Genomic DNA, 19,768 nt, shown 5'->3' on the forward strand with positions numbered 1-19,768 from the left:
GGGAGCCGAGGACCTCGCGGGCGCCGAGGACGACCGCGCCCGGCGGCGGGACCCGCGACGGGACCGGCTGGGGGACCTGCTCCGGCGGGCCGCGGAGCTGCGCGAGGCGGTGCTGGACAAGGGCGCCCTGATCGACCGGGACGCCGTCTGGGCGGTCAAGAAGGCCGCACTCGAAGCAGTGGTGAACGAGGTACCGCTCGGCCCCGGCCGCCTCGCCGCCTACCGCGACTTCCTCGCCGGGCAGGGGCAGGCCCTGGAGGACCACGCCACCTGGTGCGCGCTCACCGAGGTGCACGGCCCCGACTGGCACACCTGGCCCGCCGGACTGCGCGACCCGCGCTCGCCCGAGACCGCGCGGGCCCGCCACGAACTGGCGGACCGGGTCGACTTCCACTCCCGGCTGGCCTGGCTCACCGACACCCAACTCACCGCCGCCCAGCGGGCCGCGCGCGAGGCCGGGATGCCGCTCGGGATCATCCACGACCTCGCGGTCGGCGTGCACCCCGGCGGCTCCGACGCCTGGGCGCAGCAGGACACCCTCGCCGCCGGCATGTCGGTCGGCGCGCCCCCGGACGCCTTCAACGCCCGCGGCCAGGACTGGGGCCTGCCGCCCTGGCGCCCCGACCGGCTCGCCGCCTCCGGCTACGCGCCGTTCCGCGCCCTGCTCCAGGCCCTGCTCCGGTACGCGGGCGCCCTGCGCATCGACCACGTCATGGGCCTGTTCCGGCTCTGGTGGGTACCCCAGGGACAGCCGCCCACCGAGGGCACGTACGTCCGCTACGACGCCGAGGCGATGCTCGCCGTCCTCGTCCTGGAGGCCTCCCGCGCCGGGGCGGTGGTGATCGGCGAGGACCTGGGCACGGTCGAGCCCGGCGTGCGCGAGACGCTGCGCGAACGCGGGGTGTACGGGACGTCGGTGCTCTGGTTCGAACGGGACTGGGAGGGCGACCGCCGGCCACTGCCGCCGGAGACCTGGCGCGCCGACTGCCTGGCCACCGTCACCACCCACGACCTGCCGCCCACCGCGTCCCGCCTCACCGGCGAACACGTCGAGCTCCGCGACGGCCTCGGCCTGCTCACCCGCCCCCTCGCCGAGGAGCACGCGGAGGCCGTCGCGGACACCGCGGAGTGGCTGGACCTGCTGACCGGGCTCGGTCTCCTGCACGGCCACGGCACGAGCGGCACCGCCACCACGGAGGAGGAGGCACGCATCCAGGCCGTCCACCGCTACCTGCTGCGCACCCCCGCCCGGATGATCGGCGTCTGGCTCCCCGACGGCGTCGGCGACCGGCGCCCGCAGAACCTCCCCGGCACCTGGGACCAGTACCCGAACTGGCGCCTGCCCATCGCCGACGCGCAGGGCCGCCCGATCCCCCTGGAGGAACTGACGGCGTCCCCGAGACTGCGCGCCCTGCTCGACGTGGTGCGCACCTGCTCCGACCGGCCGGGCGGAGCGGACAGTACGGACAGCGCGGACGCCCCGGGCGAGACCTGAGGGCAAACCTGGTCGCACCGGGACATACCCGGTGCGACCGGGGTCCCGTACGCACCCCCGGACGCGCGGGCCTCACGGCGGTTCGCTACGTTGGCACCGTGGACAAGACGAACGCCCTGCGCGCCGGCGCCCTGGCAGCCGGTACGACGCTGATGATGCTGCTCATGACGTCCCCCGCGCTCGCGCTCACCCGCGACGACGGCGACGACCCCGGCACGGGCCTGAGCGTGATCGAGACGCTGGGGCTGTACGTCGTGGCCCCGATCGTGCTCTTCCTGGTCATCGCCGGGCTGGTGATGGTCGGCGACAAGTCGCACAAGAAGAAGGACACGACCAGCTCCAACATCGCGGTCAAGCCGGACGCCAAGGCCGACGTCAAGGCCTGACCCCGGTCCCGGGCCCGGTCGTTCCCGCACCTTTCCGAGGGCGCCGACCCCGCCACCCGTACGCGCGAATCGCCGTAGGGGTGGCAGGGTCGGCGCCCTTCGTGTCGGCTGCTGCTCCACATCGACGAGTCATGTCCGCAGCAGTCGGACGGAGCGATGTTCACGACGACGGGCAGCAGCGCGAACCGAGGGCAGGCGCCCGGCCGCGACACGGTCACCGCCGACGGCCCGTCCCTGTAGCCGACGCTTTGGCGTCGTTCCGTCGGTGGTACGTACGGCATGCTGCCCAGGTGGCGTTTCTTTCCGGTCCGAGGCGATCGCCGGGACCGTATGAACGAATGCAGGGGTGGGGAACATGATTACTCTGGTGCTGCTCGGCATCTTGGCGCTAGTCGTCGGCGGGTGCGTGTGTGTGGTGTGGGCGGAGCGCGGCGGGCCCCGCTGGGCCCGCGCCGTGGCGGCCGTGACGCTCGGTGCGGGGGAACTGCTGCGCAGCCTCGGGAAGAACCGGAGCCAAGACCAGCCCACCGGCGACGGTGACTAGGAAGCTGCGAGGCGAGAGGGACCGACGGCCGCAACGCCGTCGGAACCGCTGCCGAAACGCTGCTCTCCCTCGGGTACGCAGTCGCGCGGGGGCGGTTCCGGGGACTGCCACGCCGATGAGGCGTCCTTCTCCTGCTCCCCTCCCGCTCCCCCCTCTCCGCCCGCGCCCTGCCTTCACCGAAGGGCTGAAGGGACGTCAAGTTCCTCTGCAATAAAGCAGAGGTGACCGGGTGTCAGGGCGGGAAGTGTCGTTTCTAGACTCTGTTCATGAACACTCAAGCCACTCTGTCCGAGGCCTCGGCCGGCGACGCCACCGAACCGGCCCTCTTCGCGACCATGTCCACCATGCGGGCCATGCGGCGCCTCCAGCCCGACCCGGTGCCCGATGAGCTCCTGGACCAACTGATCCAGGCGGCCGTCTGGGGCCCCAGCGGCGGCAACATGCAGCGCTACGAGTACGTCGTCGTCACCGACCCCGAGGTCATGGCCGAGCTCGCGCCGCTGTGGAAGCGGTGCGTGGACGCGTACCTCGCCACGACCGGCAAGTACGCCCCCGTCGGCATGGACGAGGCCGCGTACGGGCGCATGGTCGCCGCCATCGAGTACCAGCGCGACCACTTCGCCGAGACCCCGGCGCTGATCATCCCCTGCTACCGGTTCCCGGAGCCGAGGATCGAGGAGGAGGGCCTGCAGCGCTACGCCGAGGCGCTCGGCGCCGAGGGGACGGCGCGCATGGGGCGGATCCAGGAGCGCTTCTCCGCGCTCGCGGAGGGCTCCTGTGTCTACCCGGGCGTGCAGAACCTGCTGCTCGCCGCGAGGGGTCTGGGCCTGGCCGCCAACATCACCATCTGGCACCTGATGCTGGAGGAGGAGTGGAAGGCGGCCCTCGGCATTCCCGAGGACATGAACACCTTCGCGGCCATTCCGGTGGGGTGGCCGCGCGGCAACTTCGGTCCGGTGAGTCGCCGCCCGGTCGCGGAGGTCGTGCACCGGAACCGCTGGTAGGCCGCAAGCCCCAGGCGCAGGGCTGCCGGGCCGCTGCCGGGCACCGGGCGGGGGAGGGTGCCCCGCCCGGAACGCGGTGGTGGTCCGGCGTCCGGCATTCGGCGTTCGCGCCCCCGGACGCCGGGCTGTTCGCTACCTCTCGGTGGCGAGCAGCAATTCCCGGAGCAGATCGGCCAGTTGTTTCGCCCTGTCCCCGTCCAGAGCGGACAGGGCCTCCGTCTGGAGCGCGAGGCCCGCGCCGACCGCCTCGTCGGCCAGGTGCAGGCCCCGCTCGGTGAGCGTGACCTGGAGGCCCCGGCGGTCGTGCGGGTCGGGGGAGCGGCGCAGTAGTCCCGCCCGCTCCAGTTTGTCGAGGCGGCCCGTCATCCCGCCGGTGGTGAGCATCAGCGTGGCCGAGAGCTGGCGCGGGGAGAGGGCGTAGGGCTCGCCGGAGCGGCGTAGGGTCGCGAGGACGTCGAACTCCCCGCGTGAGATGCCGTACTTGGCGTACGCCTTCTCCAACAGGTCGCCCATGGCGCGTGAGAGCCGGGTGATGCGGCCGAAGACCTCCATCGCGACCGTGTCGAGGTCCGGCCGCTCCCTGGCCCACTGTTCGACGATCGCGTCGACGGGATCCTTGCGCTGCTCGGGGCGTGCACTCATGGGCAGGAGTATCCGTCCCCTCCCGGTCGCCCGCAAGAAAGTAGCTTGCAAGAAAGTGGCTTGATGAAAAGTTGCTTAGCGCTAAGCTACTTGCTGTCCACCTGAAGCCGTCCCCGGGAAGAGGTGCGCACCCATGGCCCCGAACCGTGCCACCCTGATCGCGCTCACCGCCCTCGCCCCCGTCTCCTGGGGCACCACCTACGCCGTCACCACCGAGTTCCTCCCGGCCGACCGCCCCCTGTTCACCGGCCTGATGCGCGCCCTGCCCGCCGGACTGCTGCTGCTCGCGCTCGCCAGGGTGCTGCCGCGCGGCGCCTGGTGGGGGAAGGCGACCGTGCTCGGCGCACTCAACATCGGCGCCTTCTTCCCCCTGCTGTTCCTCTCCGCGTACCGGCTGCCCGGCGGCATGGCCGCGGCCGTCGGCTCGATCGCGCCGCTGTGCGTGGTCGGCCTCTCGGCACTGCTGCTGGGGCAACGGCCGACGGTACGCACCCTGCTCACCGGGACCGTGGCCACGTTCGGCGTGAGCCTGGTCGTCCTGAAGGCGGCCGGGGCGCTGGACCCGCTCGGCGTGCTCGCGGCACTCGCCTCCATCGCCTCCATGTCCACCGGCACCGTGCTCACCAAGCGGTGGGGCCGCCCCGAGGGCGTCGGCCCGCTCGCGCTCACCGGCTGGCAACTGACCGCGGGCGGCTTGCTGATCGCCCCGCTCGCTCTCCTGGTCGAGGGCGCGCCGCCCGTACTGGACGGCCCGGCGATCGGCGGTTACCTCTACCTCGCTCTGGTGAACACGGCGGTCGCGTACTGGCTCTGGTTCCGCGGCATCGGCCGCCTCACCGCCACCCAGGTCACCTTCCTCGGCCCGCTCTCCCCGCTCACCGCGGCCGTCATCGGCTGGGCGGCGCTCGGCGAGGCGCTGACGCCTTGGCAACTGGCCGGCATGGCAATGGCGTTCGGCGCGACGGTGGCGGGTCAGCTCGCACCCGCGCCCCGGCGGAAGGCTTCACGGCACTGCGAGACGACGGACCACCGCCCGTCGGTGGGGCCCCCTGTGCGTAGCGGAACGGCGGACCGTGACGCGCGGCCTCGCCATTCGTCGAACCCACGCTGACCCCGCACGCCGGACCGGATGCCCACCGAGACGGCCACCCTCACGGAGCACCGGCCGGACCTGTCCGCGATCTGCCCCGCTGGCACCGTCGCAGCCGCTGGGGAAATGTCCGAAGCCCTGCGGACCTGTGCGGCACAGTCGGCCTCCGGTGTCACGGAAGCCCTGCTCGTCCCCCGCTGCGACCGGGCGGCGCACGCGGTCCGCCGCTTCCACGCCTCCGCGGAACGAAGGGCGTGAACGCACCACGCCGGTGCGGTGCGTTGGGATGCGCTCAGCCCGGGCGCCCTACCCGAACGCCGTCCAGCTCACACCACACGTACTTGCCCCGGCCGCCCTCATACGAGAGAGGCTGCCGACCCCGGACATCGCACAGGCCCGCACCAGGGCGAGCCCTCTCCCGTCATCCCGGTCCGGCGCCGAAGGGAAGGGCTGCGGCGGCTCGGGCCCCTCGGTCGCGAGAAGTAACGCACCGTTCGCGCCACGCAGGGCGAAAGTGGCGCGAACAGGCATTGCCGCCCTGTTTCACGACGCGCAGCCTAGGAGTCCGCGGGAGCGCTCCCACGCCATCGAACCCCGCAGGGGACCGATCGCGCCTGTTGCCCGGAGAAGCACCAGAAGCACCACCGCCGTGCAAACGTCCTCGTTTCTGGAGCCGACATGCTACGACGCTGGACCGGGCCCCTTCTGCTGGCCCTTCTGCTGACCGCCCTCGCTCCCCTGCCGGCCGCGGCCCGGTCCGTCGCGGCGGCCCCTCCCGCGGCGGGCACCGTGTCGCCCGGGACGGCAACGGCGGAGGGCACCTCGACCGTGCCTCTGCCGTCGCTCAGCGCGACCACCACCCAGGTCGCCCGCGGGCTGAGACGGCCCACCGCCGTCGTCGGTCCCGACGACGGCACGGACAGGCTGTTCATCACCGAGAAGTCCGGCACCGTCCGCGTCTACCACCCGGACACCGGTCTGGCCGCACCCCCGCTCATCGACATCACGTCGGCCGTGGACGAATCGGGCAACGAGCGCGGTCTGCTCGGTATCGCCCTCCCGCCCGACTTCGCCGCCAGCCAGAACGTGTACCTGGCGTACACGGCACTGCCCGACGGCGCGGTCACCCTCGCCCGCTACCGGCTCGACGAGTCCCGCCTGGAGGTCCTGCTCTCCCAGGAACACGCCGAGTACAACAACCACAACGGCGGCCAGCTCGCGTTCGGCCCCGACGGCAACCTGTACTGGAGCATCGGCGACGGCGGCGGCTCCGGGGACCCCTTCCGCTCCGGCCAACGGCTGGACACCCTGCTGGGCAAGATCATGCGGATCGACGTGAGCCGCGGTTGCGGCCCGCTTCCCTACTGCGTCCCCGCCGACAACCCCTTCGTGGGCACGGACGGAGCCCGCGAGGAGATCTGGTTGTACGGGCTGCGCAACCCGTGGCGGTTCTCCTTCGACGAGGCCGACGGATCGATGTGGATCGGCGACGTCGGCCAGGGCCGATGGGAGGAGGTCGACCATCTCACCCCCGGACAGGGTGGGCTGAACCTCGGCTGGTCCTGCTATGAAGGGCTGGAGAAGTTCAAGGGCGGCGACTGCGGGCCCGGTGAGACGTACACCGAACCGGTCTTCACGTACTCCCCGTACACCGGGGGTTGTTCGGTCATCGGCGGTCATGTCTACCGCGGCCAGAAGTACGCCGGTCTGGTCGGCGGCACGTACATCGCCACCGACTACTGCTCGTCCACGGTCTGGGCGCTGCGCCCCGACGGCAGCGGAGGCTACGAGCAGGCCGAGATCGGTGAGATGCCCACCCAGGTGACGTCGATCGGCACGACCGCCGAAGGGGAGTTCTACGTCGTCAACGACCTGCCCGGCGGCCTGCACCGGGTGTCGTTCGAGCGGGAGGAGCCCACCTGCCGGGTGGACCGTACGGTGACGACCTGGGGGACCGGCCTGACGACCGACCTCACCGTCACCAACACCGGCAGCACCCCGGTGAACGGCTGGACGCTGGAGTTCCCGCTGGCCCTCGGGCAGACCGTCGTCTCCGACTGGAACACGAACCTGACCCAGGGAAGCAACGTGATCACGGCGACCGACGCCTCCCACAACGCCGCGATCGCTCCGGGCGCGAGCATCACCCTCGGCTACCTTGCCGACCACACCGGCGACGCGTCATCACCGCCACGGTTCACGCTCAATGGGGACGCCTGCGCGGTCGGCCGCTGAACCACCGACGCGGTCCGGCGGTCCCACGGCCACGCCTCCGACGGCCTGAGCGGCACCCAGCTCGCACCACACGTACTTGCCCCGGCTGCCCTCCCGCGAGAGCGGCTGCCAGCCCCAGGCATCGGCACAGGCCCGCACCAGGGCGAGCCCCCGCCCGTCCTCCCGGTCCAGCGCCGGCGTGAAGGGCTGCGGCGGCTCGGGCGGGGACGGGTCCGCGTCCCACGCCCCGATCCGAAGAACCCCCGACGCCGAGCAGCGCACCCGCAGTGCGGCGGGCCCCTTGGTGTGCCGCACGGCGTTGCCGATCAACTCCGTCGCGAGCAGCTCCGCGACGTCGACCTGCCCGATCAGGCCGTGCACCGTGAGGATCAAACGCAGGGTACGGCGGCAGACGGTGACGGCTCTGGGATCGTTCGGGATGGAGAGTGAGTACTCCCACGGGTCGGTTTCGGGCATGCGAACTCCTGTTGAGTGAAGGTTGGTTGGAAGGAACAGCAGCCGTGGTCGACGGTGTCGTTGCCGCTCGCGTTGTGGCATGGCGGAGCGGTGAACTTCCGGCGTCGGTGGCTACTCAAAGCGTTCGTTGCATCACCGAAAGTAGACCTTAGATTTAACCCGAGGCAAGTGGATCGCGTAGCCTGACGCCCGAACGAGTCGTGCTGTTGACAGGCGTGCTGAGGGAAGGGCGATCGATGGGTAGTAGGCGTGAGTCGACAGCGCGACAGCTACGTTTGGCCGCTGAACTGCGCCGACTTCGGGAGGCCGCAGACCTCAGTGCCCGCGAGGCGGCGGCACTGCTCGGCGTGAATTCTGTGCAGATCAGCCAGATCGAGGCCGGCACCACAGGTGTGAGCGAGCAGCGACTGCGCCGCATGGCTGCCCACTACGCCTGCACGGACGACGAATTGGTCGACGCGTTGGCCGTGATGGCAGCCGACCGGGTCCGTGGCTGGTGGGAGGAATACAGGGGTCTCCTGCCCACCTCATTCCTGGATCTGTCCGAGCTGGAGCACCACGCCACCTTCCGGTGGGACGTGGACTTCCTTCATGTCCCCGGTCTGCTGCAGACTGCGGATTATGCGCGGGCGCTCTTCTCGAGGAGGGTGCCCGAACTACCTCAAGAAGACCTCGAATTGCGTGTACGTCACCGGATGCAGAGGCGAGTCGTCATCGACGGCGCGCAGCCGGTGCCGTACGAGGCGCTGATCCATGAGGCGGCCCTGCGGATCAGAGTAGGTGGGCGGGAAACGTCACGGACGCAGCTTTCCACCCTCCTGGAGCTGATGGAGAGCGACTGCGTGACCGTACGTGTCATCCCTTTCGACCTGGAGGAATTCGCGGACATCAGCGCCGCCATGGTCTACGTCGGCGGCACTGTTCCGAGGTTGGACACGGTGGTCCGAGACGGCCCTCAAGGGGCGCTCTTTGTGGAGAGTGAAGCGCAACTCGGTGTCTTCCGAACGCTTTTCCGTAGAGTGAAGGCGGTGGCGCTCGAACCTCGGCGTTCCCGTGATCTCATCCACCGGCTGGTGAAGGAGCTGTGAGGTCCGCGATGACGACCCCTGGCCTCTGGAAGAAGTCGTCCTACTCGGGTAGCGGCGACGGCAATGCCTGTGTCGAGGTTGCTCCATGCCACCCGCGCGTAGCCATCCGCGACTCGAAAAGTCCTACCTGCGGCACCCTGACCGTGCCCGGCCCTGCGTTCGCTGCCTTTGTCGATGCGCTGAAGAGGTCCCAAGGTCACCCGAAATAACACGGGGCTCTCCTTGAAGTTGCTCCCCGCGGGCGCAGGGAGCAGACGGCTTCGGAGATCAGGACCTCGGCCCGGGTGGGACCATCCCCGCAGGTGCGGGGAGCAGGGTGAACTGGTCGGGGAACACCTGCGCTTTGAGGGACCATCCCCGCGGGTGCGGGGAGCAGGACGGCAACGGCTGGTCCGACGTGGGCTACTCGGGACCATCCCCGCGGGTGCGGGGAGCAGGGTGCGGCCGAGTGCTACCGGGCACTCGCGGTGGGACCATCCCCGCGGGTGCGGGGAGCAGGCCGGGACCGGCTGGGGCAGCCACGTCCCGAAGGGACCATCCCCGCGGGTGCGGGGAGCAGGCGGCGGTCGCCCTGCCGGTGCAGATGTTCGCGGGACCATCCCCGCGGGTGCGGGGAGCATTCCAGGACACGACGCCGGAGCGCGGCGATTTCGGGACCATCCCCGCGGGTGCGGGGAGCAGCCCGTCCAGGACAGGCCCGCCGCGGCGGCCGTGGGACCATCCCCGCGGGTGCGGGGAGCAGCAGAGCGGTGAGCCGCTCCTCGGTGGTGGGCGGGGACCATCCCCGCGGGTGCGGGGAGCAGGCGTTGAGACGAGCCGTCAGACCGCGTTTCGAGGGACCATCCCCGCGGGTGCGGGGAGCAGGTCAAGCAGACGGCGTCCGACGCCGACGTCCTGGGACCATCCCCGCGGGTGCGGGGAGCAGGTCAAGCAGACGGCGTCCGACGCCGACGTCCTGGGACCATCCCCGCGGGTGCGGGGAGCAGGTTTCTGCGCGCGTGGGGGTCCGTTGTTTCTCGGGACCATCCCCGCGGGTGCGGGGAGCAGTGTAGGCACCCCCTCTGACCTGGGGGGCCGTAGGGACCATCCCCGCGGGTGCGGGGAGCAGACCCGGAGACCCTCCTGTGAGCAACGACGAGATGGACCATCCCCGCGGGTGCGGGGAGCAGATGTCGAAGCCCGCGGCGCGGCCCGTCATGCCGGGACCATCCCCGCGGGTGCGGGGAGCAGCAGCAGAACCGCATCATGCGCTGCCACCCCATGGGACCATCCCCGCGGGTGCGGGGAGCAGATCCCTGACATCGCCAATGGTGCTTTCAACTGGGGACCATCCCCGCGGGTGCGGGGAGCAGCACGTCTTGTCGGGGACGGTCATGTCGGCGGGGGGACCATCCCCGCGGGTGCGGGGAGCAGGAGTTGCTGCGGGCTCATCGTGGCGAGCCAGGGGGACCATCCCCGCGGGTGCGGGGAGCAGCAAAACGGCCCCCGGTCTAGCCACCGGGAGCCGGGACCATCCCCGCGGGTGCGGGGAGCAGCTGCGACCGACGGGGGAGGACGTCGGCCACGGGGGACCATCCCCGCGGGTGCGGGGAGCAGAAGGGCACGCTGCGCGATGCCGTCATGAGCGCGGGACCATCCCCGCGGGTGCGGGGAGCAGACCGAACGTCACCCCCACCCGCGGTGCGCGCCGGGACCATCCCCGCGGGTGCGGGGAGCAGACTGGGCGACCTGCGGTTTTACTCTCGCGGGGACGTGGTTTCGGAGACTTTTGCAGATCTCGGCAAATAGGGCATGTGGTGCCATTCGGTCTCGCGGGCGCTTCTCGGTGAAGCGATGGTAAGCCGGTCATCGTAAGTCCCGATATCGCTTCCTGCCCCTGCTTCCGTCTCTTTGCCTATTTTGGTGTGTGGAGCCCGTCTCTCCCTGTATCAATCCCTCATGACCAATGGGGGGATGCCCCGATCCGGCCTGCTGTGTCGGCTCGGGGGGCCGGCTCGGGCGGTGTGGGCCAAGCATGATCGGGACACCGACGGGTGGCTGCCGCTGTGGCGGCACATGGAGGACAGCGCGGCGGTGGCCGGCCTGTTGTGGGACCGGTGGCTGCCCGTGGGGGTGCGGCGGCTGGTGGCCGAGGCCTTGCCGCAGGGCGAGTCGGACGCGCGGGCCCTCGTCGTGTGGCTGGCCGGGGTGCACGACATCGGCAAGGCCACCCCCGCGTTCGCCTGCCAGGTCGATCAACTCGCCGACGCGATGCGCGACCAAGGGCTGGAGATGCGCTCGGCGAAGGCGATGGGGCCGGACCGGCGGATCGCGCCGCACGGTCTGGCCGGGCAGGTGCTGCTGGGGGAGTGGCTGGAGGAGCGGCACGGGTGGGCGCCCGCGCGGACCGGTCAGTTCACGGTTGCCGTGGGCGGGCATCACGGAGTCCCGCCCGAGTACGGGCAGATCAAGGCCCTGTACGAGCACGAGGAGTTGCTGCGCACTCCGGGGGCGAGCGGCCGGGTGTGGCGTGAGGTGCAGACGGAACTGCTCGATGCCTGTGCCGAGCGCTTCGGGGTGACGGAACGGCTGGGGGAGTGGCGTACGGCGAAGCTGCCGCAGCCGGTTCAGGTGCTGCTCACCGCGCTGGTCATCGTCTCCGACTGGATCGCCAGCAACCCGGACCTCTTCCCGTACTTCCCCGACGGGGCGTCCCGCAGTGACCAGGAGCGTCTTGCCGCGGCCTGGCGGGGGCTGGACCTGCCGGACCCCTGGCGGGCCGAGGAACCTGCCGGGAGCGCTCAGGAGTTGTTCGCCTCCCGGTTCGGACTGCCGGAGGGGGCGACGGCGCGCCCCGTGCAGGAGGCCGCCGTGGAACTCGCCCGGGAGATGGAGGCGCCGGGTCTGATGATCGTCGAGGCGCCGATGGGGGAAGGCAAGACGGAGGCCGCGCTCGCCGTGGCCGAGATCTTCGCGGCGCGCTCCGGCGTGGGAGGGGTTTTCTTCGCCCTGCCGACCATGGCCACCGGCAATGCGATGTTCCCCCGCCTGCTCGCCTGGCTGGACCGGCTGCCGGGGGTGGCGGGCGCACGCCGGTCCGTGCATCTGGCCCATTCCAAAGCGGTGCTCAACGAGGACTTCGCCGGTCTGATGGCCCGTGCGGGGCGGGTCGAGGCTGTCGACGTGGACGGGGCGGAGGCCTCGTCCACGTGGCAGTCGGACGGGCGGCGGACGGACGACGCGCGGCGCCGTGCGGGAGCCGAACTGGTGGCGCACGCCTGGCTGCGGGGGCGTAAGAAGGCCATGCTGGCGTCGTTCGTCGCGGGCACCATCGACCAGTTGCTGTTCGCCGGGCTGAAGAGCCGGCACTTGGCGCTGCGCCATCTCGCGGTGGCCGGGAAGGCCGTCGTCATCGACGAGGCGCACGCCTACGACACGTACATGAGCGTGTACCTGGACCGGGTGTTGTCCTGGCTGGGTGCGTACCGGGTGCCGGTGGTGGTGCTCTCCGCGACCCTTCCGGCCTCGCGCAGGCGTGAACTCGTCGAGGCGTACGCCGGCCGGGCGGACGCGGTCATGCCCGCGGAAGGTCCCGCTGCGGCGGCAACCGCCCCGGACGACGCGTACCCGCTGCTGACCGCCGTCGCTCCGGGCGGCGCTCCGCTGGTCCGCCGGCCGCAGGCGTCGGCCCGGTCGACGACGGTGTGCGTGGAGCGCATCGCCGACGGGCAGGACGTCCTCGTCGCCCGGCTGCGGAGCGAACTGGCCGACGGCGGATGCGTCCTGGTGATCCGGAACACGGTCGGGCGGGTGCTGGAGACGGCGCGTGCGCTGCGCGAGGAGTTCGGCGCCGAGAACGTGACCGTGGCCCACTCGTGCTTCGTCGACCTCGACCGGGCGGGCAAGGACAGCAGGTTGCTCCAGCTCTTCGGCCCTCCGGAGCGTACGGGGGAAAGGCCCGTGGGCCGGCACATCGTGGTGGCCAGCCAGGTCGCCGAGCAGTCCCTGGACGTCGACTTCGACCTGCTGGTCAGCGACCTCTGCCCCGTCGACCTGCTCCTCCAGCGCATGGGCCGCCTGCACCGCCACCGGCGCGGACAGGACCAGGCCGACCGGCCCGAGCGCCTGCGGACCGCACGCTGCCTGGTGACGGGAGTCGACTGGGCGGCGGACGTACCCGCTCCGGTGCGCGGGTCGGTGGCCGTGTACGGGCGGTACGCCCTGCTGCGGTCGGCCGCGGCGCTCCTGCCCCACCTCGACGGCGGGCCCCGGAAGCCGGTGCAACTCCCGACGGACATCAGCCCGCTCGTCCAGGGCGCCTACGGGGAAGGACCGGTCGGGCCGGACCACTGGCAGGACGCGCTGAAGACGGCGCGCGAGCAGTTCGACCGGCACCGCGACGACCAGGCCGAGCGCGCCGCCGTGTTCCGACTGGGGGACGTCGGCAAAGCGGGGCGGCCGCTGTTCGGCTGGGTGGCCGCCGGCGTGGGCGACACGGACGACACCCCCACCGGGCACGCCCAGGTCCGCGACAGCCGGGACAGCCTGGAGGTCGTGGTCGTACAGCGACGCGGTGACGGGAGCCTCGCCACCCTGCCGTGGCTCGGAGCGGACCGGAGGAACCGGCAGCGGGCCGGTGTCGAACTGCCGCAGGACGCGACCCCGACGCCGTTCGCGGCCCGTACGGCCGCGAGCTGCGGACTGCGGTTACCGCTGCAGTTCTCCGGCCCGGTCCTGGACCGGGCCATCGGGGAACTGGAACAGCTGTACCTGCCCCACTGGCAGGGAAGAAACAGCCCTTGGCTCTCCGATCAGCTGATTCTCGCTCTCGATGAGGATTGCCAGATTCAGCTGGCAGGATTCAGGCTCCGATACAGCCCGGAAGACGGCCTTGATGTGACCCGGACCACGCGGGAGAGCGAGGCTGTGGGAAGCCGTGGGGGATCCCCGCTAGGTGCGGGGAGCAGTTATGTACGCCCCTAAGGCTGGGGCCATCCCCACACTGGTGGGGAGCAGCGAGGCCATGCTACTTGGGTCCGCGATCCCTCGAGACGAGGCCATGCCTCAGCGAACAGGTAGCAGCAACGATGCTCATTGTTCCTTCGTCATTCGCCCCTTGCCCTCGGCCCAGCGCACCAATGGCATGCCCCCCACTGCTGAGATCGCACTGGCCAAGGCAGTGGCGATGCTCCATCTGATGGCTTCATCCTGCGGTCCCCCTAGCGGTAACCAATGCCCTGTCAGGAGCCCTAACCAGAAAATGACGATCACTGCACTGATGGCGAGGATCCAACGGATCCAGTGCTTCAGCATCCAACTCCCCTTAGGCTGTTCAACATTGATGGCGACACTGTAGGGCATGGGAGGCTCGTGGTGCATCGCATGCAGCGAGATGCGCAGGGGGCGTCGATTGCCCAAGGGCATGTTCCTTGGATGCATCCGTGGATGAGATGTGGTCCTGATGTGCTCAGTTGCGCTGACCGTGAGGGGGGCGAGCCCGAAGATGAACGTCTATGTGTGTGCTCCATCCGCTCGGCGGAGCCCGCTTGGATCACCTGGCAAGTTGTCGTTTCTCTACCGGATGAACTGCAGGTTTGAGGAGATCCATGCCTGAGGTGATCGCTACTGCGGCGAACAAGCCATCATTTGATCTGACTTATCGATCATGGGTGCCCATCCTTAGGTTGGACGGAAGCGTGGAGACGCTGTCGTTGCGTCAAGTTTTTTCAGAAGCAGCCAACGTGTCGCGCATCGTTGGCGACCTGCCCACGCAGGAGTTCTCCCTCGTCCGGCTCCTCCTGGCCGTTGCGCACGACGCCCTGGACGGCCCCGGTGACATCGAGGAATGGGCGGACCTGTGGGAGGACCCCGACTGCTTCTCTCCCGTGGAGGCCTACCTGGAGCAGCACCGGGACCGCTTCGACCTCCTGCACCCGGCCACCCCCTTTCTGCAGACTCCCGGCCTGCGCACCACGAAGGACGAGGTCTTCTCGCTCAACCGGATCGTGGCCGACGTGCCCGCGGGTGCCCCGTTCTTCTCCGCGCGGATGCCGGACGTGGAGCGGCTGACCTTCGCCGAGGCGGCACGCTGGGTCGTGCACATCCACGCCTACGACACCTCCGGCATCAAGACCGGCATGGACGGCGACGACCGGGTCAAGGGCGGCAAGGTGTACCCGCTGGGGACCGGCTGGGCGGGCGGGCTCGGAGGCGTCTTCGTGGAGGGGAAAACGCTGCGCGAGACGCTGCTGCTCAACCTGGTCGCGGCGGACACCGAAGGACTCGGCTTCTCCGGCGACGACCGGCCGGCCTGGCGCCGCGCCCCCTGCGGCCCCGGCTCCGCCGACCGGCCCGCGACCGGCCCCCGGGACCTGTACACCTGGCAGTCGCGGCGGGTACGCCTGCACCACGACGCGGACGGCGTCCACGGAGTCGTCCTCGGCTACGGCGACCCGCTCGCGTCCAGGAACACGCACGACCGCGAGCCGATGACCCCGTGGCGCCGCAGCCCCGCACAGGAGAAGAAGCTCGGGCGGTCACCCGTCTTCCTGCCCCTCGAACACGACCCGGACCGCGCGGCCTGGCGGGGCATCGCCGCGCTCGTCGCCGACCGGATCGAGGACACCGGGGGTGCCGAGGGCCCGACACGGCTGCGGCCCCGCATCCTCGAGTGGGTGGCCCGCCTGGTGTCCTCGGGGCAGCTCTCCCGCAACTTCCTGGTGCGCGCCCGGCTCGTGGGCGTCACGTACGGGACCCAGCAGTCCGTGATCGACGAAGTCGTCGACGACCGCCTGGAGTTGCCGGTCGTCCTGCTCCAACGGCAGGACCCGGCGTACGCCCGGCAGGCCGTCGCCGCCGCCGAGGACGCCGACCGGGCCGTACGGGCCCTGGGGGACCTCGCGGCGGACCTGGCCCAGGCGACCGGATCCGAGGAGGAGGGGCCGAAATCCGTGGCCCGCGCCGGTGGATTCGACGAGCTGGAACATCCGTACCGCGGCTGGCTGGCCGCCATGGCGGACGCCCCCGACCCGTACGAGCACCGGTACACCTGGCAGCGCCGCGTACGGCAGATGGTGGGCAGCGCCGGCGACCGCCTCATCGCCGCCGCGGGCGACGCGGCCTGGGAGGGCCGCCTCTCCACCGACAAGAAGGGCGCCGTCCACTGGCTGAACGCGGGTTTGGCCGACGTGTGGTTCCGAGGACGCCTGGCCAGGGCACTGGGCGACCCCGGCTCCCCGGATGCCGGAGGCAACGCCACGGGTGCCACCGACCCGGCCGGCGGAGGCATCCCCGGACCCGGCATCCCCGGACCCGGCATCCCCGGACCCGGCATCCCCGGACCCGGACCGGCCGGGCCTCCGGAAACCGACCCCGCCGCGACCGCCCCGGAGGTGCACGCATGACCACCGCATCCACATCCACATCTGCATCCGCCACCGCCCCGCCCGCGTCGGTCCCTGTGTACCAGCGGGTCGCCGACCTCGCCGCCGCGCACATCGCCCCCTGGCAGGAGGGCTACCTCCAGGACCGCTCCCAGGCCGTCGCCGCCCTCGCCCGACTGCGCCGCGGCGCGGGCCGTGCCGCCGGCGAACTGCCCGACCTGTGGAGCCTCATCGACACCGACCCGCTCCACGGCACCGGCGGAGAGGCGAACGCCCACGCCTCGCCCGAACCGGCCCGGCGCCTGAGCGAGCGGGAACTGATCCGCGCCGAGGACGCCCTGCACGCGGCCCTCACCCTGTGGGCGTTCCACCAGCAGTCCCGCGGAGCCCCGATGCACCGTCGGCACACCCGCGAACGACCGGCAGGGCTCGGCGCGGCCGTCCGGCGCCTGATGCCGGCCGACGGCGTCGACGAACCCGTCCGCAAACGCCTGGTACGAGCGGGCTCCGCCCCCGACCTCGTCACCCTCACCCAGCGGCTGCGCGACCTCGTCGCCCTGCTGCGGCGCGAGGACGTCCCGCTCGACTACGCCCTCCTCGCCGGCCAGCTCTACGTCTGGCAGTGGCCCGACGGGCCCGCCGCCGTCCGCCGCCGGTGGGGACGCTCCTTCCACGAACAGCGGCGGCCCCGGCCGGCACCCGACGCGAACACCACGCCCGGCCCTCACACCGCTCCCGACGCGAACACCCTCCCGGGCACGGCCCCGGACATGCTCCCGGACACCGACAAGGACGCCTCGTGAACCGCATCTTCCTGGACGTGCACGCCCTGCAGACCGTCCCGCCCAGCAACCTGAATCGCGACGACACGGGCGCTCCCAAGACGGCCGTCTACGGAGGAGTCCCCCGCGCCCGCGTCTCCAGCCAGGCCTGGAAGCGGGCCATCCGTACCTGTTTCAAGGACGAACACCTCCTCGACCCCGCCGAACTGGGCGTACGGACCAAGAAGATCGTGGAACTCCTGGCCGACCGCATCGACGGCCTCGACCCGTCCACCGAACGGGAGGACGCGCTCCGGCTCGCCGACGAGACGGTCAAGGCCGCCGGCTTCAAGACCGAGGTTCCCAAGCGGAAGGCCGACCAGGCCAAGAAGGACGGCGGCCCCGCACCCGCCCCCGAGAGCAAGTACCTGGTCTTCCTCAGCTCCCGCCAGCTCGACGGCCTCGCCCGCCTCGCCCTCGAAGGCGCCGCCGACATCACCGCGTTCCTGAAGACCAAGGAGAACAAGGCCCGCGCCAAGGAACTCGCGGACACCCGCCACTCCGTGGACATCGCCCTCTTCGGCCGCATGGTCGCCGACGTCGCCGACATCAACGTCGACGCCGCCGTGCAGGTCGCCCACGCCCTCAGCGTCCACCGCGTCGACAACGAGTCGGACTACTACACCGCCGTCGACGACGAGAACACCGACGAGGAGACCGGCGCCGGAATGATCGGCACCGTCGACTTCAACTCCGCGACCCTCTACCGCTACGCGGCCCTCGGCGTGCACCAGCTCGCCGCCAACCTCGGGGAGGGCCTGCGCGACGACGAACCGCGCACCGAGCCGGTGCGCCGCGCCGTCGAGGCGTTCGTGCACGCCTTCGTGGACTCCCTGCCCACCGGGAAGATCAACACGTTCGGCCACCACACCGAGCCGGACGCCGTCGTCGTCAAGCTGCGTACCACCCGGCCGATCAGCTGCGTCGCCGCCTTCGAGGACCCCGTCCGCAGCGACGGCGGCGGACACCTGCGTGAGGCCGCCGACCGCCTCGCCGCCTACGCCTCCGACGTCGAGCGCGCCTACGGAAACCCCGAGACCACCCTCACCTGGGTCCTGCGCGTCGGCCCCGCCACGCAGAAGCTCGCCGACCTCGGCACCGAGGCCGGCACGCTCAGCGAACTCACCGCCGCCGTCGGGCGGGCCGTCGCGGAGCGCCTGGAGAAGAAGCCCGCATGAACGTGCTCGCCCTCCGCCTGGCAGGCCCCCTGCAGTCCTGGGGGGCCTCCTCCCGCTTCACCCGCCGCACCACCGAATCGGCCCCGACCAAAAGCGGTGTCATCGGCCTGCTCGCCGCGGCGGCCGGCATCGAACGCGGCGACGACGGGGCACTCGCCCCTCTCGCAGCCCTCAGGTTCGGTGTCCGCATCGACCAACCGGGCACCCGCATCAGGGACTTCCACACCGCCCACCACGGCGTCACCGGCGCATCCATGCCCCTGTCCGAGCGGTACTACCTCGCCGACGCCGTCTTCGTCGCCGCCGTCGAAGGCGACCGCACCCTGCTCACCGGCCTCGACGACGCCTTGCGCTCCCCGGTCTATCCGCCCTACCTCGGGCGGCGCTCCTGCCCGCCCGCCGGACCGGTCGACCTCGGCCTGTACGAGGACGCCCGCCTGGAGGACGTCCTGACGACCGTCCCGTGGCAGGCCTCCCCCTGGTACCGCAGACGCCGCCGCACCCCGCGGACCCTCACCGTGCTGCGCGAGACGGCCGCCGACGAGCCCGCCACCACGGCGGACATCCTGCGCGACCAGCCCGTCAGCTTCGACGCCGCCCACCGGCGGCACGCACCGCGCACCGTCCTCACCGTCCCCGTGCCCACACCGATGCCCGCAGGCCGCGGCGGGCCGCGCGACGCGCACGACCCCTTCGCCGCCCTTGCCGCCCTCGACGTCCTGGAAGGATGAGAGCACCCGATGTTCATCACCCGCTTCCGGGTCAACACCGCCCGGCCCGGCGCCCGCCGCCTCCTGTCCTCACCCCAGGCCATGCACGCGGCCGTCATGTCGTCCTTCCCCCACCTCCTGCCCTCCGACAGCCCGCCGCCCGACGCACCCCGCGTGCTGTGGCGCCTCGACCAGCACGCGCGGGCCGAGGTCCTGCTGTACGTCGTCAGCCCCGACCGCCCGGACCTGACGCACCTGGTCGAACAGGCGGGATGGCCCGCCGTCGCCGGCCCCGGAAACCCTGGCTGGCACACCCGGCCCTACGCCCCGCTCCTCGACCGGCTGACCACCGGCGACCACTGGACGTTCCGCCTGACCGCGAACCCCGTCCACACCATCCGCCGAAAGGAAGGCGAACCCCGCAAACTCACCGCGCACCTCACCCCCGTTCACCAAATGGGCTGGCTGCTCGACGAGGAACGCCTCACACGCCTCGGGTTCCGCGTCTGCGAGAAACCGGCCGACCGGCGGCTGCTGCCCGAAGGCACCACCCACCACAAGCACCCCCACCCCGGCGACCGGTACGAGCTGGCCGTACGGGACGCGCGGTCGCTCTCCTTCGACAAGTCCCGCGGCCCCGAAGGTCGTCGAGGCAAACCCGTCACCGTCGTCACCGCCACCTTCGAAGGGCGGCTGGAGGTCATCGACCCCGACGCCCTGCGCCGCACCCTGCGACCCAGGGCGTCGGGGTCGATGAC

17 protein-coding genes, 1 pseudogene and 1 CRISPR repeat array are annotated in these 19,768 nt (G+C 71.5%); of the genes and pseudogenes, 15 read left to right on the top strand and 3 right to left on the bottom strand.

Going from position 1 to position 19,768, the window contains the following annotated elements; genetic code table 11:
* From malQ to AOK11_RS00475, 4 genes are all read left to right on the top strand, one after another.
* The coding region (malQ, locus tag AOK11_RS00460) for a 4-alpha-glucanotransferase (protein WP_063793395.1) at positions 1-1,495 on the top strand (1,495 nt) is incomplete at its 5' end.
* A 98-nt stretch (positions 1,496-1,593) separates the two neighbouring features.
* Positions 1,594-1,881, top strand: a complete 288-nt coding sequence (locus AOK11_RS00465; RefSeq protein ID WP_055591600.1) for a hypothetical protein — start codon at positions 1,594-1,596, stop codon at positions 1,879-1,881.
* Positions 1,882-2,236: 355 nt separating this feature from the next.
* On the top strand, positions 2,237-2,425 hold the full coding sequence (locus AOK11_RS00470; protein ID WP_206188743.1) for a hypothetical protein: 189 nt from the start codon (positions 2,237-2,239) through the stop codon (positions 2,423-2,425).
* A gap of 266 nt (positions 2,426-2,691) precedes the next feature.
* Positions 2,692-3,429 (top strand): nitroreductase family protein, encoded by a 738-nt coding sequence (locus AOK11_RS00475; RefSeq protein WP_055591601.1) that lies wholly within the window; start codon positions 2,692-2,694, stop codon positions 3,427-3,429.
* A 132-nt stretch (positions 3,430-3,561) separates the two neighbouring features.
* On the opposite strand, the gene AOK11_RS00480 is transcribed toward AOK11_RS00475, so the two are convergent.
* Positions 3,562-4,071: a MarR family winged helix-turn-helix transcriptional regulator gene (locus tag AOK11_RS00480; protein ID WP_055591602.1), complete on the bottom strand. Its 510-nt coding sequence runs from the start codon at positions 4,069-4,071 to the stop codon at positions 3,562-3,564.
* A 133-nt stretch (positions 4,072-4,204) separates the two neighbouring features.
* On the opposite strand from AOK11_RS00480, the gene AOK11_RS00485 reads away from it, so the two are divergent.
* From AOK11_RS00485 to AOK11_RS00495, 3 genes are all read left to right on the top strand, one after another.
* Entirely contained in the window at positions 4,205-5,182 is a 978-nt protein-coding gene (locus AOK11_RS00485) for an EamA family transporter (protein ID WP_079034540.1), read from the top strand.
* 18 nt (positions 5,183-5,200) lie between these two features.
* Positions 5,201-5,419, top strand: coding sequence for a hypothetical protein (locus tag AOK11_RS43275; RefSeq protein ID WP_055591603.1), 219 nt, complete (start codon positions 5,201-5,203; stop codon positions 5,417-5,419).
* A 420-nt stretch (positions 5,420-5,839) separates the two neighbouring features.
* A complete protein-coding gene (locus tag AOK11_RS00495; protein ID WP_055591604.1) occupies positions 5,840-7,396 on the top strand; it encodes a PQQ-dependent sugar dehydrogenase in 1,557 nt (518 codons plus the stop codon).
* Positions 7,397-7,444: 48 nt separating this feature from the next.
* Here AOK11_RS00495 and AOK11_RS00500 read toward each other — a convergent pair.
* Positions 7,445-7,852, bottom strand: a pseudogene (locus tag AOK11_RS00500) (ATP-binding protein); the annotation flags it as partial.
* Positions 7,853-8,088: 236 nt separating this feature from the next.
* Between AOK11_RS00500 and AOK11_RS00505 the strand changes: the two are divergent.
* The 3 genes from AOK11_RS00505 (at position 8,089) to AOK11_RS00510 (ending at position 13,902) form a co-directional block, all read left to right on the top strand.
* Positions 8,089-8,940 carry a helix-turn-helix domain-containing protein gene (locus AOK11_RS00505; RefSeq protein WP_055591605.1) on the top strand — a complete coding sequence of 284 codons (852 nt, stop codon included), beginning with the start codon at positions 8,089-8,091 and terminating at the stop codon, positions 8,938-8,940.
* Between the two features lie 8 nt (positions 8,941-8,948).
* Positions 8,949-9,149, top strand: a complete 201-nt coding sequence (locus AOK11_RS38820) for a DUF397 domain-containing protein (protein ID WP_079034542.1) — start codon at positions 8,949-8,951, stop codon at positions 9,147-9,149.
* Between the two features lie 77 nt (positions 9,150-9,226).
* Positions 9,227-10,658: direct repeats of the CRISPR family, unit length 29 nt; unit sequence GGGACCATCCCCGCGGGTGCGGGGAGCAG.
* A gap of 235 nt (positions 10,659-10,893) precedes the next feature.
* Positions 10,894-13,902, top strand: a complete 3,009-nt coding sequence (locus AOK11_RS00510) for a CRISPR-associated helicase/endonuclease Cas3 (protein ID WP_107098457.1) — start codon at positions 10,894-10,896, stop codon at positions 13,900-13,902.
* 108 nt (positions 13,903-14,010) lie between these two features.
* Here AOK11_RS00510 and AOK11_RS42600 read toward each other — a convergent pair whose 3' ends face one another.
* Positions 14,011-14,337 carry a hypothetical protein gene (locus AOK11_RS42600; protein ID WP_157869253.1) on the bottom strand — a complete coding sequence of 109 codons (327 nt, stop codon included), beginning with the start codon at positions 14,335-14,337 and terminating at the stop codon, positions 14,011-14,013.
* 188 nt (positions 14,338-14,525) lie between these two features.
* On the opposite strand from AOK11_RS42600, the gene casA reads away from it, so the two are divergent.
* From casA to AOK11_RS00535, 5 genes are all read left to right on the top strand, one after another.
* The gene (gene casA, locus AOK11_RS00515; RefSeq protein ID WP_055591606.1) at positions 14,526-16,322 is read left to right on the top strand and encodes a type I-E CRISPR-associated protein Cse1/CasA; all 1,797 of its coding nucleotides are present in this window, start codon (positions 14,526-14,528) and stop codon (positions 16,320-16,322) included.
* Positions 16,319-17,104, top strand: a complete 786-nt coding sequence (gene casB / locus AOK11_RS00520; protein WP_055591607.1) for a type I-E CRISPR-associated protein Cse2/CasB — start codon at positions 16,319-16,321, stop codon at positions 17,102-17,104. Before casA ends, casB begins: the two co-directional genes overlap by 4 nt.
* Entirely contained in the window at positions 17,101-18,300 is a 1,200-nt protein-coding gene (gene cas7e, locus AOK11_RS00525) for a type I-E CRISPR-associated protein Cas7/Cse4/CasC (RefSeq protein WP_055591608.1), read from the top strand. Before casB ends, cas7e begins: the two co-directional genes overlap by 4 nt.
* Positions 18,297-19,031 (top strand): type I-E CRISPR-associated protein Cas5/CasD, encoded by a 735-nt coding sequence (gene cas5e, locus AOK11_RS00530; RefSeq protein WP_055591609.1) that lies wholly within the window; start codon positions 18,297-18,299, stop codon positions 19,029-19,031. Before cas7e ends, cas5e begins: the two co-directional genes overlap by 4 nt.
* Before the next feature lie 9 nt (positions 19,032-19,040).
* Positions 19,041-19,768, top strand: a 728-nt coding sequence (locus AOK11_RS00535) for a type I-E CRISPR-associated protein Cas6/Cse3/CasE (protein WP_055591610.1), incomplete at its 3' end; no start/stop codon positions are given.

The sequence above is a fragment of the Streptomyces hirsutus genome, assembly GCF_001418415.1.
GTDB lineage: Bacteria > Actinomycetota > Actinomycetes > Streptomycetales > Streptomycetaceae > Streptomyces > Streptomyces hirsutus.